Source organism: Rhizomicrobium palustre (genome assembly GCF_011761565.1).
GTDB lineage: Bacteria > Pseudomonadota > Alphaproteobacteria > Micropepsales > Micropepsaceae > Rhizomicrobium > Rhizomicrobium palustre.
Genome location: NZ_JAASRM010000001.1, coordinates 2,834,934 through 2,850,092 on the forward strand (window position 1 = coordinate 2,834,934; position 15,159 = coordinate 2,850,092).

15 protein-coding genes are annotated in these 15,159 nt (G+C 59.2%); 12 read left to right on the forward strand and 3 right to left on the reverse strand.

Annotation, left to right across the window (positions count from 1 at the left end; all coding sequences use genetic code 11):
• Position 1: 1 nt before the first annotated feature.
• The 11 genes from nifK (at position 2) to nifJ (ending at position 11,326) form a co-directional block, all read left to right on the forward strand.
• A complete protein-coding gene (nifK, locus tag FHS83_RS12575) occupies positions 2-1,531 on the forward strand; it encodes a nitrogenase molybdenum-iron protein subunit beta (protein WP_167083298.1) in 1,530 nt (509 codons plus the stop codon).
• Between the two features lie 2 nt (positions 1,532-1,533).
• On the forward strand, positions 1,534-2,913 hold the full coding sequence (gene nifE, locus FHS83_RS12580; protein WP_167083299.1) for a nitrogenase iron-molybdenum cofactor biosynthesis protein NifE: 1,380 nt from the start codon (positions 1,534-1,536) through the stop codon (positions 2,911-2,913).
• Complete coding sequence (nifN, locus tag FHS83_RS12585; protein ID WP_167083300.1) at positions 2,914-4,272, forward strand: nitrogenase iron-molybdenum cofactor biosynthesis protein NifN; 1,359 nt, start codon at positions 2,914-2,916, stop codon at positions 4,270-4,272. It begins immediately after the preceding gene.
• Positions 4,250-4,714, forward strand: a complete 465-nt coding sequence (nifX, locus tag FHS83_RS12590; RefSeq protein ID WP_167083301.1) for a nitrogen fixation protein NifX — start codon at positions 4,250-4,252, stop codon at positions 4,712-4,714. The genes nifN and nifX overlap by 23 nt, the downstream gene beginning before the upstream one ends.
• Positions 4,715-4,717: 3 nt before the next feature.
• On the forward strand, positions 4,718-5,167 hold the full coding sequence (locus FHS83_RS12595) for a NifX-associated nitrogen fixation protein (RefSeq protein WP_167083302.1): 450 nt from the start codon (positions 4,718-4,720) through the stop codon (positions 5,165-5,167).
• Between the two features lie 31 nt (positions 5,168-5,198).
• A complete protein-coding gene (gene fdxB, locus FHS83_RS12600) occupies positions 5,199-5,492 on the forward strand; it encodes a ferredoxin III, nif-specific (protein ID WP_167083303.1) in 294 nt (97 codons plus the stop codon).
• 153 nt (positions 5,493-5,645) lie between these two features.
• Positions 5,646-5,999 carry a HesB/IscA family protein gene (locus FHS83_RS12605; RefSeq protein WP_208414611.1) on the forward strand — a complete coding sequence of 118 codons (354 nt, stop codon included), beginning with the start codon at positions 5,646-5,648 and terminating at the stop codon, positions 5,997-5,999.
• A gap of 2 nt (positions 6,000-6,001) precedes the next feature.
• On the forward strand, positions 6,002-6,304 hold the full coding sequence (locus FHS83_RS12610) for a NifU family protein (protein ID WP_167083304.1): 303 nt from the start codon (positions 6,002-6,004) through the stop codon (positions 6,302-6,304).
• Positions 6,301-7,437, forward strand: a complete 1,137-nt coding sequence (nifV, locus tag FHS83_RS12615) for a homocitrate synthase (RefSeq protein WP_167083305.1) — start codon at positions 6,301-6,303, stop codon at positions 7,435-7,437. The genes FHS83_RS12610 and nifV overlap by 4 nt, the downstream gene beginning before the upstream one ends.
• A complete protein-coding gene (gene nifW / locus FHS83_RS12620; protein ID WP_167083306.1) occupies positions 7,434-7,772 on the forward strand; it encodes a nitrogenase-stabilizing/protective protein NifW in 339 nt (112 codons plus the stop codon). The genes nifV and nifW overlap by 4 nt, the downstream gene beginning before the upstream one ends.
• 20 nt (positions 7,773-7,792) lie before the next feature.
• Positions 7,793-11,326 carry a pyruvate:ferredoxin (flavodoxin) oxidoreductase gene (nifJ, locus tag FHS83_RS12625; protein ID WP_208414613.1) on the forward strand — a complete coding sequence of 1,178 codons (3,534 nt, stop codon included), beginning with the start codon at positions 7,793-7,795 and terminating at the stop codon, positions 11,324-11,326.
• Positions 11,327-11,333: 7 nt separating this feature from the next.
• On the opposite strand, the gene FHS83_RS12630 is transcribed toward nifJ, so the two are convergent.
• The 3 genes from FHS83_RS12630 to FHS83_RS12640 all read right to left on the reverse strand — a co-directional run bounded on the left by FHS83_RS12630 (position 11,334) and on the right by FHS83_RS12640 (position 14,659).
• Positions 11,334-12,371, reverse strand: a complete 1,038-nt coding sequence (locus FHS83_RS12630) for a LacI family DNA-binding transcriptional regulator (RefSeq protein WP_167083307.1) — start codon at positions 12,369-12,371, stop codon at positions 11,334-11,336.
• A gap of 445 nt (positions 12,372-12,816) precedes the next feature.
• Entirely contained in the window at positions 12,817-13,731 is a 915-nt protein-coding gene (locus tag FHS83_RS12635) for a formate/nitrite transporter family protein (RefSeq protein ID WP_208414615.1), read from the reverse strand.
• 19 nt (positions 13,732-13,750) lie between these two features.
• Positions 13,751-14,659, reverse strand: coding sequence for a LysR family transcriptional regulator (locus FHS83_RS12640; RefSeq protein WP_167083308.1), 909 nt, complete (start codon positions 14,657-14,659; stop codon positions 13,751-13,753).
• A 95-nt stretch (positions 14,660-14,754) separates the two neighbouring features.
• Between FHS83_RS12640 and FHS83_RS12645 the strand changes: the two genes are divergently transcribed.
• A complete protein-coding gene (locus FHS83_RS12645) occupies positions 14,755-15,153 on the forward strand; it encodes a DoxX family protein (protein ID WP_167083309.1) in 399 nt (132 codons plus the stop codon).
• Positions 15,154-15,159: the final 6 nt, after the last annotated feature.

Here is a 15,159-nt window from a genome sequence, read left to right on the forward strand (position 1 = left end):
CATGCCGCAAGTCGCAGACAAGATCAAAGATCACGCCAGGCTGTTCAACGAGCCCGAATACCAGGAGCTCTTCGAACGCAAGAAGGCCTTCGAGTGCGGTGCTTCCGATGAAGTCGTCGCCAAACAGTCCGATTACATCAATTCCTGGGAATATCGCGAAAAAAACCTCGCGCGCCAGGCATTGACGGTCAATCCGGCCAAGGCCTGCCAGCCTTTGGGGGCGATGTTCGCTTCGGTCGGCTTCGAGAAGACGCTCGCCTTCAACCATGGCAGCCAGGGCTGCACGGCCTATTTCCGCTCGCATCTGGCGCGCCATTTCAAGGAGCCTTGCGCAGCGGTTTCCACCTCGATGACCGAAGATGCCGCGGTGTTCGGCGGCCTCAACAACCTCATCGATGGGCTGCAGAACGCCTACACCGTCTATAAGCCCAAGGTGATCGCGGTTTCGACCACCTGTATCGCCGAAGTCATCGGCGACGACCTGACGGCCTTCATCCAGAACGCGCGGACCAAAGAAGCCATTCCGCAGGATTTCCCCGTCGTTAAAGCCAATACGCCGTCCTTCGTGGGCAGCCATATCAATGGCTATGATGCGCTGATCAAGGGTGTCTTCACCTGCTTCTGGGAAGGCAAGGAACGTGGCGAGGTTACGCCGCGGGTCAACATCATCCCCGGCTTTGATGGCTATGCGGTGGGCAATAATCGCGAGCTGAAGCGCATCTTCGCCGAGTTTGGCATCGATGCGGCGATCATCTCCGACGTCTCCGATCAGTTCGATACGCCGACGGATGGCAAATATCGCATGTTCGATGGCGGCACCACCTACCAACAGGTAGAGGAGGCGATCAATGCCAGCGCCACTATCTCGATGCAGAAATACTGCACCGAAAAGACGCTGGATTTCGTTAAAGAGAAGGGCCAGCCGGTCCACGCCTTCCATTATCCCATCGGCATCAAAGGCACTGACGATCTTCTGATGACTCTGTCGGAGATCACCGGCAAGCCGATCCCGGAAAGCCTGGAAATGGAACGCGGCCGTCTGGTCGATGCCATGGCCGACAGCTCCAACTGGCTGCACGGCAAGACCTATTCGATCTTCGGCGATCCCGATTTCGTCTATGGCATGGCGCAGTTCATCATGGAGCTGGGCGGTGAACCCGTGCACCTTCTCGCCACCAATGGTGGCAAGGAATGGGAAGCCGAGATGAAGGCGCTGCTGGCCACCTCGCCTTATGGTGCCAAGGGGCAGGTCTGGCCGGGCAAGGATTTGTGGGCCATGCGCTCGCTTCTTGCCACCGAACCTTGCGATTTCCTCATCGGTTCATCTTACGGCAAATATCTGGAAAAAGACCTCGGCATTCCGCTGATCCGTCTCACCTTCCCGATCTTTGACCGGCATCATCATCATCGTTTCCCAACCTGGGGCTATCAGGGCGGGCTGCGCGTGCTGGTGACCATCCTCGATAAGATCCTGGATGAGCTGGATCGCGAAACCATGAAGACAGGCATTTCCTTCGACCTCGTGCGGTAACAATGCTGCAGCACAAGCACCAGGATCTGTTCAACGAACCGGCTTGTGCCAAGAACCAGGCCAAGGACGAGAAGACACGCAAGAAGGGCTGCGGGGGTAAGCCGCTCACGCCGGGTAACGCGGCGGGCGGCTGTGCCTTTGATGGCGCCAAGATCGTGCTTCAACCTATTACCGATGCGGCCCATCTCGTCCATGGGCCCATCGCTTGTGAGGGCAATAGCTGGGACAGCCGCCACGCGCTGTCCTCCGGCCCCATGCTCTATCGCACCGGGTTCACTACCGATGTCGGTGAGATGGATGTCATTTACGGCGGCGAGAAGCGGCTTTTCAAAGCCATCAAGGAAATCATCGCCCGCTACGATCCGCCGGCGGTGTTCGTTTATCAGACCTGCGTCACCGCCATGATCGGCGATGACATCGAGACGGTCTGCAAGGTTGCCGCGGAGCGTTTCGGCAAGCCGGTGATCCCGGTGAATGCGCCGGGCTTTGTCGGCAAGAAGAATTTCGGCACCAAGCTGGCGGGTGAGGCGCTGCTCAACCACGTCATCGGCACCGAGGAGCCGGAGATCACCACGCCCGCCGATATCAACCTCATCGGCGAATACAACGTCTCCGGAGATTTGTGGATGGTGACGCCGCTGCTCAAAAAGCTCGGCATCCGCCTTCTCACCTCCATTACCGGTGATGCGCGCTATCACGATGTCACTAAGGCCCATCGCGCGCGCGTCAATATGATGGTGTGCAGCCAGGCGCTGATCAATGTCGCCCGCAAGATGGAAGAGCGGTGGGGCATTCCCTATTTCGAGGGCTCTTTTTATGGCGTGAAGGATACCAGCCTCTCCTTGCGCACCATCGCAAAAATGCTGGTGGAGCGCGGTGCCGAGCCGGATCTAATCGCCCGCACTGAAGCTCTCATCGCTGAAGAAGAAGCCCGCGTCGCGCGCGAACTCGCCCCCATCCTGCCTGAGCTGAAAGGCAAGCGTGTGCTGCTCTACACCGGCGGGGTGAAATCCTGGTCGATGATTTCCGCGCTGCATTATGCCGGCATGGTGGTGATCGGCTCCTCCACCCGCAAAGCCACCAAGGAAGACAAGGCCCGCGCGGCGGAACTCATGGGCGAGGAGGGCGAAACCATGGATAATCTGCCCCAGCGCGACATGTACCGCATGTTGAAGAACCGCGAGGCCGACATCATGCTCTCGGGCGGGCGCACCCAATTCGTGGCGCTGAAAGCCAAGACGCCCTGGCTAGATTCCAACCAGGAACGCCACAACGCCTATTGCGGCTATGACGGCACCATCTCGCTGCTGAAGGAAATCCATAAGGAACTGACCAATCCGGTTTTCGATCTGGTGCGCACACCCGCGCCTTGGGAGGTTTGAATGGCAAATGTGCTTTCCACCGCCAAGCCACTCACCGTCAATCCCTTAAAGCTCAGCCAGCCCTTGGGTGGTGCTTCGGCTTTCATGGGGCTCGCAGGGTCTTTGCCCATGCTCCATGCCGCGCAAGGCTGCACCGCTTTCGCATTGGTGCTGCTGGTGCGCCATTATCGCGAAGCCATTCCCTTTCAGACCACCGCCATGAACGAGGTCACCACCATTCTCGGCGGCAAGGATAATCTGGAAGAGGCGATTATTAACATCGTCAACCGCGCCCATCCCAAGGTGATCGGCATTTGCTCTAACGGGCTCATCGAGGCGAGGGGCGAGGATATTCGTGGCGATCTGAAACTCATCCGCCAGCGCCATCCCGAGCTTGCAGACACTGCGCTCGTTTATGCCTCCACGCCGGATTACAAAGGCGGATTCCAAGAGGGCTGGGCTTCCGCCGTCACCGCGATGGTGGATCAGCTCGTCGAGCCGGAGATTGCGCGCAATCCGCGTCAGATCAATATTCTCGCGGGCTGTCACCTCACGCCCGCCGATCTTGAGGAAATCCGCGACACCGTAGAGGCGTTCGGCCTTCATCCCATTATTCTTCCCGATATCGCGGGATCACTGGATGGTCATATCGCAGATGAATGGGTGCTTACGACATTGGGCGGCACCTCGGTGGAAGATATCCGCCATATGGGCCGCTCGATCGCAACTTTGGCACTTGGCCTGCAATTGGAACCTGCCGCTCGGCTGATCGAGGCGCGTTGCGGGGTGCCCGCGGAAGTTTACCCCCATCTCACGGGCCTTTTGGCATGGGACAATTTCATCGCCGCCCTCGCCAGATTGTCCGGCAAGCCTGTGCCTCAATCCATCCGGCGCCGAAGAAGCCAACTCCTCGACGCGATGCTGGATGGCCATTTTTATTTCGGAAAAAAGAAGATCGCGATCGCGGCCGAACCGGATTTGATGCTGGGCCTGACGCAATTCTTCGCCGATATGGGGGCGGAGATCGAGACCGCCGTTACCACCTCGGATGGCGCGGCGCTCGCCCTTGTTCCGGCCAAAGAGGTTCGCATCGGTGATCTTGATGATCTCGAACAGGCGGCGGGGCATTGCGATCTTCTTATCGCGCATAGCCATGGTGCGCGCGTGGCGGAACGGCTGGGTGTGCCGTTCTTCCGCGCAGGCTTCCCGCTCTTTGATCGCTTAGGCGCGGCACACAAGCTCTCTGTCGGCTATCGCGGCACGCGCGATCTCATTTTCGAGATCGGAAATCTCTTTATCGAGCATCAGCACCATAACCACCAGCCCCATAACCACCAGACAAGGGAGCACGGCACAGATGCGGCGGTTGCATCTCATTGAAAAAGAAGAATGCGAAGCCCCGTTGAACGGTGCGCTTCGTATTGCCTTTTGCACGCAGGATTTGCGGCGGGTTGACAGCCATTTCGGCAGCGCGCCCTCCATTGTGATCTACGATGTTACGCCCGACGAGTTCCGCTTTCTCGAAGCGGTGCAATTCGACGAGGTCAGTGCGCAAGACGGCGTGCATGTCGAAGACGCCCTTGATCGTATCGGGGCCAAGATCGATGCGTTGGAAGGCTGCGCCATGCTGTTTTCGCTCGCCATCGGCGGGGTTGCGGCAGCGCGCGTGGTCAATGCCAAGGTCTATCCCTTGAAGCTGCCTGCGCCCGAAGCGATTTCGGATGTGATTGGCCGGGTGCAAGCCATGATGAAAGGCACGCCGCCGCCTTGGATGCGCAAGCTTCTTACCAAAGATCAATCGCTGGCCTTTGCTGAGGATTAACAAGTGAGCGACGCAGCAACCGAACTGACGCCGTTTTTGAAGGAACTGGTGCGCCAGGTGCGCGCGCAAGACACCTATGACTTCTTTCAGGGGCGGCCCGAGACAGACCTCTTGGCCCCCTTCATTCTGGATAAAGCCAAGGCCAAGGAAATTCCCATCATCGGCGATCCAGACCCGCGCGTGCTGGCGCGGCTGAACCAGTTCTACGCCGCCGTCTCGCTCACTATCGAGCAGAAATGCGGGATCATGGCCTCGCCGGTATTGCAGCTTTCGCATGAAGGCTTCGGGCGCATCGTCCTCATCTGCGGCCGTCTGGTGGTCGTTTCCAAGACACTGCGGGATGTGCACCGTTTCGGTTTTCCAAGCCTCGAGAAGCTCAATGCCGAGGGCGAGCGGCTGGTGGCGGAAGCCTTGGGCCTGATCGAAATATTCAAACCAGCCGCGGAACTCTGAGAAGTTCGCGGCACATCTGGAGGGATTTGACATGAGTGAGCATCGTACCCGTTCTGGCGAGCCCTGGAAGCCGGTCTATCTTTTGTCGATCAATGGCGAGGATTGTCTCGGTTGCGGAAGATGCTTCAAGGTCTGTGGCCGCAATGTGCTCGCGTTGGTGCCGCTGGATGAAGACGGCAATGTCACCGAAGAGGAAGAAGATATCGAACGCCACGTCATGACGGTGTCCAATGCTGGCGACTGCATCGGCTGTGGCGCCTGCGCGCGCGTTTGCGCCAAGAATTGTCAGAACCACGGCAACGAGCCGCTCGCGGAAGCGGCATAATTTCCTTTCCATTCTGCGCGCGATGGCCGGGGCTTCCCGGCCATTTTCTTTTGCGGCGTCGCAATTCCGACAATGCCAGCCGTTTTGTCGTGTTGTGTAGTGCCAGAAAACCCCGTTTTCCGCCCCCGCGACTTGGCACGAGCCCTGCTAGGCATGTCCTGTGTGATTGCGGCGGAGGCGGCCATTCTGGAACTGACGCAAAATGCGGTAACCGCGCTGAAGCGGGTGATTGCCGAGGCGGATAGCGAAATTTGCGGCATCCGCATCGCGGCCCTGGGCGGGGGATGCGCCGGCTATCAATACGAGATGGGGCTGGAAGCGACCGCCCGCGAAGGCGACGCGGTGATCCATTTCGGCGATGTCATGGTTTTCGTCGACGAAGAGTCCAAATCAGCGCTCAGCGGGGTTGAAGTCGATTTCTGCGAAACCCCCGCCGCGCAAGGTTTCGTCTTCCACCAGCCCAATGCTTGCGGTTCATGCGGCAAGCGCCAGAATTGCGGGAGCTGAACATGCTGGATATGGAAACCGTCGCCCCTGAAGCCCCCATGCCAGGCGCCCGCGAAAATACTCTCACCGCGGCAGTTGAAGCGGCGATTGCCGCGCTTCGGCCCACGCTGCAACGCGATGGCGGCGATATCGAACTCATCACCATCGATGGCGATATGGTGGTGGTGGATATGAAAGGCTCCTGTGTCGGCTGCGTGCTGGCCTCCGTCACGCTCGCCGGGGTGCGCAAAGCCATCATCGATGCGGTGGGCCGTCCGGTGCGCGTCATTCCGCTTTCCGCCACCACCATAAGGCGGCCGTCATGATCGTGATCAACGACACCACATTGCGTGATGGCGAACAGGCCGCTGGTGTCGCATTTCGGCGTGACGAAAAGCTGAAAATCGCGCGGGCGCTGGATGCGGCCGGTGTCCCTGAAATGGAGATCGGCATTCCCGCCATGGGCGAGGAGGAGCAGGATGATATCCGCGCCGTCGCCGAACTCGGCCTCAAGACCAAGCTGATCACCTGGTGTCGAATGCGTGCGGAAGATCTAGCTGCGGCACAGGCTTGTGGCGTGCAAGCGATCAACATGTCTCTGCCGGTGTCCGATCAGCAGCTCGCGCGCAAGCTTGGCCGCGACCGCAAATGGGCGCTTCAAGAAATTTCCCAGATGGTCGCCCGCGCCAAGGATATGGGCTTCGAGGTCAGCCTGGGCGGCGAGGATTCCTCGCGCGCCGATCTTGATTTCGTTATCGAAGCTGCCGGTACTGCGATGGCGGCAGGCGCGCGGCGGTTTCGTTTTGCCGATACGCTCGGCATTCTTGATCCTTTTTCGACCTTCGCCATTTTCCAAAAGCTCCGCGCTGCGCTCTCCCTCGAGCTTGAAATCCATGCCCATGATGATCTGGGGCTTGCGACTGCGAATTCGCTGGCGGCGGTGAAGGGCGGGGCAAGCCATGTCAACACCACCGTCAATGGCCTCGGCGAACGCGCCGGTAATGCGCCGCTGGAAGAGGTGGTGATGGCGCTGTCGCATCTCTATCACCACGACACGGGCATCTGCCCGCGGCTCTTACCGGAGATTTCCCATCTCGTCGCCAATGTCTCGGGCCGTCCAGTGCCCGCGGGAAAATCCATCGTAGGCGAGGGCGTCTTCACCCATGAATCCGGCATTCATGTGCATGGGCTTCTGCGCGACCGGGCGAATTATCAAAGCCTCGATCCATCCGAACTTGGCCGCGAGCACCGCTTGGTGCTGGGCAAGCATTCCGGGCTGGCAGGCGTGTTTCACGCCTATGAGCAGCTCGGCCTTCCCATCGATCGCGAGGAAGCTCGCCAGATCCTTCGTCAGGTCCGCGCTTTTGCCAATGAGGCCAAGCAGCCGCCAGCCGAGGAGGATCTGAAGCGCTTTTACCGCGAAACCCAGCGTGCAAGATGCGGGACCATGCTGCCATGACGAAAATAAGCAATTTTGATGCTGATTTACAGAATCTCTCCAGTGCGGAGGATTTTTTCGCCTATTTCGGCCTCGATTTCGACAAACAGGTTATGGCGGCGAGTCGCCTGCACATCCTGAAGCGCTTTCACGACCATTTATCGCAAGTTGAAGGCCTTCAAACGCTGCCTGAAGCGGAAAAGCGTGACGCTTATCGCCAGCAACTTGAGCGCGCTTATGCCAGCTTTCTCACCGGAAATGCCCTCACGGAACGGGTATTTCCCCGCCTCGCCGCGGCAAAAGGCGCTTTTGTCGCTTTGTCCTCGCTTCGCGCGCCGAATAAAGCAGTCCCCTAACAATTGGCCGGGAGAGCACCATGACCAAGCCCAGCGCATCCAAACCGAAAATGATCACCGTCGATGGCAATGAGGCCTGCGCCTCTGTCGCCTATCGCATGAACGAGCTGGCGGTCATTTACCCGATCACCCCGTCCTCGACCATGGGCGAGCTCGCCGATCAATGGATGAGCGAGAAGCGCACCAATCTCTGGGGCCGGGTGCTCGATGTGGTGGAGATGCAGTCCGAAGGCGGCGCGGCGGGGGCCGTGCATGGCGCGCTGCAAGCAGGTGCCTTGGCGACGACCTTCACGGCGTCGCAGGGCCTGCTCCTGATGATCCCCAATATGTACAAGATAGCGGGCGAGTTGACGCCTTTCGTGATGCATGTGACGGCGCGCACCATCGCAACCCATGCTTTGTCGATCTTCGGCGATCATTCCGACGTGATGGCCACCCGGCAGACCGGCTTTGCCATGCTGTGTTCTGCCTCGGTGCAAGAGGCGCAGGATTTCGCCGCCATCGCGCAATCCTCCTCGCTGAAGTCGCGCGTGCCGTTCACGCATTTCTTCGATGGCTTCCGCACCTCGCATGAAGTCGCGAAAATTCATCCGCTCTCGGACGAAGATCTGCGCGGCATGGTCGATGAGGACGAGATCACGGCGTTGCGCCGGCGCGCCCTTAGCCCGGATCATCCGGTGGTGCGTGGCACCGCGCAAAATCCGGACCTCTATTTCCAGGGCGTCGAAGCGCGCAATCCTTTCTACGATGCCTTGCCCGCGATTGTGCAGGGCGAGATGGATCGTTTCGCCAAGATCACCGGCCGCCAGTATCACCTCTATGAATATGTCGGCGATCCTGAGGCCAGTGAAGTCATTGTGGTGATGGGCTCAGGCGGTGAGACGGCGGAAATGACCGCCGCCTATCTCAACCGCATGGGCCGCAAGACGGGTGTGCTGAAAGTCCGCCTGTTCCGCCCCTATGATGTCGAGCTTTTTGTCAACGCGCTGCCCAAGAGCGTGAAAAAGATCGCCGTGCTGGATCGCACGCGTGAGCCCGGTTCGGTGGGTGAGCCGCTGTTCCAGGATGTCGTCTCCGCGCTCGCCGAAGCGCGCGGGCAGGGCATTGCCACGCTCGATCCGGTGGTGATTGGCGGGCGCTATGGCCTTGCCTCGAAGGAATTCACCCCGGCGATGGTCAAGGCGATCTATGACGAGCTGGCCAAGCAAACCCCGCGCCGCCGTTTCACGGTCGGCATCAGCGATGATGTTGGCGGCCTCTCTCTGCCAGTCGAACCCGGCTTCCAGATCGAAATCGCGGGCGAACAGCGCGCCGTGTTCTTCGGCCTTGGCTCGGATGGCACGGTCGGTGCCAATAAGAACTCGGTGAAGATCATCGCGGGCAATACCGATCTCTATGCCCAGGGCTATTTCGTCTACGATTCCAAGAAGTCCGGCGCCATCACGGTGTCGCACTTACGCTTTTCGCCCAAGCCAATCCAATCGGCCTTCCTGTTGGAAGATGCGGAATTTGTCGCCTGCCACCATTTCGTTTTCCTGGATCGCTATGATGTGCTGCGTTATGCGGCCCCGCGCGGCACGCTGCTTTTGAACGCGCCGTACCCGGCTTCGGAAATCTGGAGCCATCTGCCTGCGCCGGTGCAGAAATCCATCGTGGAAAAGGGCCTCAAGCTCTACACCATCGATGCTTCTAAGGTGGCGCAGAAGGCCGGCATGGGCGGGCGTATCAACACCATCATGCAGACCTGCTTCTTCGCCCTCGCGGGCGTGCTGCCCAAGGACGAAGCCATCGCGGCGATCCGCAAGGCCATCGAAAAGACCTATGGCCGCAAGAGCCAGAAGGTGGTGGAGAAGAACTTCGCTGCCGTCGACATGACGCTGGCCCATCTCGAGGAAGTGGCCGTCCCGCATGACATCAACGGCCCGTCGTTGGCTGCCGTAGTTCCCGACGATGCGCCGGATTTCGTGCGTACCGTCACGGCTGCGATGCTGGCGGGGCAGGGCGACAATCTGCCGGTCAGCGCCATGCCGGTGGACGGCACTTGGCCGGTCGGCACCGCGAAATTCGAAAAGCGCAATATTGCCGACGCCATTCCTGTCTGGGTCAAGGACAAGTGCATTCAGTGCAATAAATGCGTGATGGTCTGCCCGCACGCCGCACTGCGTGCAAAGGCTGTGAAGACACCGGACTTCAATGGCTCCACGCTGGAATCCTTGCCCTTCAAGGGGCGCGAAGTGCAGGGCGATTATCGCTACCTCCTGCAGGTCGCGCCGGAAGATTGCACCGGTTGCTCGCTGTGCGAAAAGGCCTGCCCGGTGGACGGCACGCTCACCATGCAGCCCAAGCTCGACCGGATCGAAGCGGAGCGCGAGAATTTCGCGGCTTTCTTGAAGCTGCCGGAGTTGGAACGCGCCGACACCAAGCTGACCCTCAAAGGCAGCCAGCTGTTGCAGCCCTTGTTTGAATTCTCGGGCGCCTGCACCGGCTGCGGTCAGACGCCTTATGTGCGCACGCTGACCCAGCTCTTCGGTGATCGCATGTTGGTGGCCAATGCCACGGGCTGCTCCTCGATCTATTCGGGCAATCTGCCGACCACGCCTTACACCACCGGTCCTGATGGCCGCGGTCCTGCATGGTCAAACTCCCTCTTCGAGGATAATGCCGAGTTCGGCCTTGGCATGCGTCTCGCGATTGACCGGCATGAGGCCGAGGCCCGCGCGCTGGTGGCGAGCCTTGCCAATCAGCTGCCGGAACAGCTCGTCATTGCGCTCTCGCAGCCGGGCCTCAAGGATGACACCCATATCCGCACCCGCCGCTCCCAGGTCGATGAGCTGAAGCGCATTCTCTCCACCCGCGAAGACATTGCCTCCAAGCGTCTCTTCGAACTTGCCGATTATCTCGTCGACAAGGTGGTGTGGATTATCGGCGGCGATGGCTGGGCTTACGACATCGGCTTTGGCGGTCTCGATCACATCCTGGCTTCGGGCCGCAATGTGAATGTGCTGGTGCTCGATACCGAGGTCTATTCCAACACCGGTGGGCAGTCGTCCAAATCGACCCCGCTGGGCGCCACCGCGAAATTCGCCACCAACGGCAAGGGCCGCGCGAAGAAGGATCTCGGCGCTATCGCTATCGGCTATCGCGACGTCTATGTCGCGACGGTTGCTTCAGGCGCCAAGGATAATCAGGCGGTGATCGCGCTGCAGGAAGCAGCGAGCTATGACGGTGTTTCGCTGGTCATCGCGTATGCGCATTGCATCCATCACGGCTATGATTTGTCCGCTGGTCTTGAGCGGCAGAAGGCGGCGGTGCAGGCGGGCTATTGGCCGCTCTATCGCTACGATCCGCGCAAACAGGCGGCGGGCGAGGCGGCCTTGAAGCTCGATTCCGGTGAAGCAAGCCTCGCGCTTTCCGAATTCATGGCGGGCGAAAACCGCTTCGCCATGACCGGCAAGGCGCATCCGGATGAATACGCTGCCATGGTCAAGGATGCGGAAGAAGCCTTGAAGGCGCGCTATGAGCGCCTGAAATCCCTCGCGCCCGCAGACAATTAAGCGGGCCTCAGGCTTTGCGGGATTTGCGCGGGCGCCTTGGCGGGGCGCTCGCGGAATCGCGCAGCACAATTTCGCATCCCAGCTTTTCAATCCGGCGCTGGCGCGGTGCCTCAATCTCTCCGATGAGAATTTCGGTCGCGACCCGGCCGAGATCGCTCACGGGCTGGCGCATGGTCGTCAGCTTCGGCCAGAAGGACGATGCGATGGGGCTGTCATCAATACCCACAATGGAAACATCGCCAGGAATGCTGAGCCCTTTGCGATAGGCGGCAGCCATCACGCCCACAGCCGTCTCATCATTCGTGCCCAGCACCGCGGTTGGCCGCGTGCGGCGGGCGAACAGCGCTTCTCCGGCCGCCATTCCTGACTGCACATCAAACTCGCCCTTGCATTCCCATTCCTTACGAATATCGAGGCCGTGACGCTGCATGGCCTTGCGGAATCCTTCGAGGCGCTTTGCGGCCGAAAGGTGCAAGGCCGGTCCGTTGACGATCGCGATGTCGCGATGGCCGAGCTCGATGAGATATTCGGTCATGTCATAGGCGATCTGGTAATCATCGACATAGACATAGGAACCGGTCTCCAGAAGCTTTGACGGCGAAATCCGCACGAAGGGCAGCTTGGCGGCGATAAGGGCCTTCACCAGCGCCTGATTGTCGGAGAGCGGAGGCATCAGCACTGCACCATCCAGATGCACCTTTGCGATCATCGTCTTGAGCATGGAACCCATGCCGCGATCGGAGTTTCGCGCCACCTCGGACATCAGGTGATATCCCTTCGCCCGGCAGGCCTCCGTAGCCGCAAGCTGAATGCGGTTGCTATAGGCAATGGTTGGATTGTCTGTAAATAATGCCAACAAATGTGAACGCGAGCTGCGCAACGAGCGTGCCCAGAGATTTGGCTGATAATCCAGCTTAGCTACTACAGAGGAAACTTTGTCGCGAATATCCTTGGCGACAGTCGGGTGTTTGTTGATCACCCGTGAAACTGTTTTGATCGAATATCCCGAGACGCGGGCGACATCTTTGATGGTTACTTCAGACATTGAATTGGAGCGTCCAACATGGCCTCGTTTGACTGCAGGCAGGATGCGTGTGTGCAAACATGAATTGAGTCCCGTCCAGTATAGGCTGGCAAAAGATTTTTCAACGCGGGATGAGGCCACACAAGGAGGTGGCCTAAGTCGACGGTATACTATTTTAGAAATGCGATGTTGAACTGACGAATCCCTAACAGGTCATATTAATCAGGCCTATATTGCTTGACGTCGCGGGAATAATTCGTGAAATCCGGGCTTCAGAAAGCCATGCATATCTCATATACGTTTGGAAATCGTATACACTCGCAACTGCAATCGTATGTCTTTGAAAAGCTCTACTTTGAAAAATGTATTTTCGTGAAATTTTCGTCCTTCCCAGCGTGAAGTTGAGGGTTTGCGGTGGTTTCTACCCTTCATAGCGCGTCTTGCTGTTCAACCCTCCGGGCCATTTTTATTTGTTGTTTTCGACTTCGGGCGCCACTTGGCCGTAATTCAGCGCGGCCACCAGGGCAACACCGCCCACCACATTTCCAAAGAGGGTGGGAAGAAAAAAGCGCCAAGAGAAATCGGCAAAATCTGCGCCGCCGTTGAGCATCAGATAAGCGCAATCGACCGTACCCGCGATGATGTGGGAAAAGCCGCCAAGCGAAACAACGTAAGTGATTACGGCGATGATGGTGGGTCTTGCACCCTCGGCCGCGGGCAGAAGCCAAACCATTAGCGCGATCAGCCAGCCGGCGAAAACGGCGCGCGCGAAGGTCAAGCTGAAATCATCGCGGATGGTTCGTCCTGCAATATCGAGTAGCGCGGTATGGGTATCGGGCGTGAACAGTCCAACTTTCGCCAGAAGCGCGGCGATGGCCAGTGCGCCTGCTACATTGGCGGCGAGCACGATCGCCCAAAGCCTGAGCACCTTCGCAAGGGTTGCGCCATCACGGTTATGTAGAAGCGGCAAGATGGGGGTCAGCGTGTTTTCGGTGAAAAGCTGCGGGCGTCCCAAGACCACAATCAAAAATCCCACCGTATAGCCGAGCGGCGAAAGCGCATCATGCAAGGGATGACCTTTGAGCGCCGCGCTAAGAAGCCCTTCGCTGAGGAAGGAAAAGCCGAGCGACATGCCAGCGGCAAAACCCGATAGCGCCAGGGCTGTCGCCGCGCGCTCCAATTCGCTCATGCCTTCGGCGCGAATGGTCTCGTGAATCAAAGCCGCGTTTGGCCGGGTCTGGAATTCAACCTGCCGCCGTTGCTTGGCGGAAAGATTGTCCAGCTTATCGGCGCCGCCAAAGGCGTTATTGTCGTGATCCTGGGGCAAGGTGAGATCCTTATGAGCCGTTCTGCCGAACGCGCCGAAGGGATCTTTGTTCAATCGCTTGCCGTGGCGTGCACTACCAGCGTCCCGCCATGGGACTGAGTTCTTTGGCCAGGTAGTCGATGAAGGCACGGGTTTTGGCGGCAGGCAGGCGCGCTGGATGGGTCACAGCGTGAATGGACCCGATATCGGGAAGAGGCAGCTCGAGCGTTATTTCGTGCAGGCTGCCGCGCGCCAAAGCTTCATCGGCCAGAAAGCGCGGGCCGAGCACCAGGCCCATTCCCGCTTTGGCCGCTTCGATCAGCGCAAGGCCGTTATTGGCGAGAAACGGTCCTTTCACCGGCACACGGATATCGGCGTTTTTTCCGAAGGCCCACGTTTCGGCGGCAACGCGCTGCGACAGCGTATAGCTGAGGCAGGCGTGGTCTTTGAGGTCGCCTGTGGTTTTGGGCGTGCCATGCAGCGCGAGGTAATGGGGCGCTGCGCAGATCACCAGGCTCACCGGCACCAGCTTTTTCGCAATCAGGCTGGAATCCTTCATATGGCCGATGCGGATGGCCATATCCCAGCGCTCTTGCAAGAGATCGACATAGCGATCATCGAGGCCAAGATCGATGTTGATGCGCGGATGGCGTTCGACAAATCCAGCGAAAAGCGGGGCCAGATGCGCAAGCCCGAACGCTGCCGGGGCGCTGACGCGCAAAACCCCTTCCGCCGTCACGCTGCGCGATGAAGCCTCGGCCTCCGCTTCGGAGAGCTCTTCCAAAATCCGCTCCGCCTTGGCGAGGAAATTGGTTCCGGCTTCGGTGAGCGACAGCCGCCTGGTGGTGCGATGGAGCAGGGTTGCGCCCAATCGCTGCTCCAGCATGTCGAGATGGCGCGAGGCCATAGTTGGGGAAAGGCCCAGCTCGCGGGCCGCTGCCGAAAGCCCGCCCCGGCGCACCGCCAACACAAAAACCTCAATTCCCGTCAGCCGGTCGCTCATGATTATCTACTATAAAGCAAAAGTGATGTTCAGGAATACGGGATTATCGCAAAAGCGGAGGATGTCTATCTTTTCCAGCGAAAGGAGACTTACCCATGTCCAACACTTCGACCTACGGCGCCACATTGCTGCGTGTCAGCCTCGGCGCCCTGTTCCTCGCCCATTTTTCTCTGAAAGCCTTCGTCTTCACCCCGGCTGGGACTGCGGCCTTTTTCGGCCATCTCGGTCTTCCTCCGGCGCTGGCCTATCTCGTCATGGCTGGGGAATTCTTTGGCGGTTTGGCGCTGATTTTCGGGATCTATACCCGTTTCGCGGCGCTCGCGCTGATCCCGCTGCTGGTCGGCACTATCGTCACCGTGCATGGCCATAACGGCTTTTTCTTCAACAACCCGCAGGGTGGTTGGGAATATCCGGCCTTCTGGTCTATCGCGTTGCTGGTGCAGGCCTTGATCGGCGATGGTGCCTTTGCCCTTCGCCCCTATCCCAATAAGTGAGGTACG

What these genes read in the sequence shown, in the direction of transcription:
- nifK (WP_167083298.1), top strand. Translation starts at nt 2, where the DNA reads ATGCCGCAAGTCGCAGACAAGATCAAAGATCACGCCAGGCTGTTCAAC.
- nifE (WP_167083299.1), top strand. Translation starts at nt 1,534, where the DNA reads ATGCTGCAGCACAAGCACCAGGATCTGTTCAACGAACCGGCTTGTGCC.
- nifN (WP_167083300.1), top strand. Translation starts at nt 2,914, where the DNA reads ATGGCAAATGTGCTTTCCACCGCCAAGCCACTCACCGTCAATCCCTTA.
- nifX (WP_167083301.1), top strand. Translation starts at nt 4,250, where the DNA reads ATGCGGCGGTTGCATCTCATTGAAAAAGAAGAATGCGAAGCCCCGTTG.
- fdxB (WP_167083303.1), top strand. Translation starts at nt 5,199, where the DNA reads ATGAGTGAGCATCGTACCCGTTCTGGCGAGCCCTGGAAGCCGGTCTAT.
- FHS83_RS12605 (WP_208414611.1), top strand. Translation starts at nt 5,646, where the DNA reads ATGTCCTGTGTGATTGCGGCGGAGGCGGCCATTCTGGAACTGACGCAA.
- FHS83_RS12610 (WP_167083304.1), top strand. Translation starts at nt 6,002, where the DNA reads ATGCTGGATATGGAAACCGTCGCCCCTGAAGCCCCCATGCCAGGCGCC.
- nifV (WP_167083305.1), top strand. Translation starts at nt 6,301, where the DNA reads ATGATCGTGATCAACGACACCACATTGCGTGATGGCGAACAGGCCGCT.
- nifW (WP_167083306.1), top strand. Translation starts at nt 7,434, where the DNA reads ATGACGAAAATAAGCAATTTTGATGCTGATTTACAGAATCTCTCCAGT.
- nifJ (WP_208414613.1), top strand. Translation starts at nt 7,793, where the DNA reads ATGACCAAGCCCAGCGCATCCAAACCGAAAATGATCACCGTCGATGGC.
- FHS83_RS12630 (WP_167083307.1), bottom strand. Translation starts at nt 12,371, where the DNA reads ATGTCTGAAGTAACCATCAAAGATGTCGCCCGCGTCTCGGGATATTCG.
- FHS83_RS12640 (WP_167083308.1), bottom strand. Translation starts at nt 14,659, where the DNA reads ATGAGCGACCGGCTGACGGGAATTGAGGTTTTTGTGTTGGCGGTGCGC.
- FHS83_RS12645 (WP_167083309.1), top strand. Translation starts at nt 14,755, where the DNA reads ATGTCCAACACTTCGACCTACGGCGCCACATTGCTGCGTGTCAGCCTC.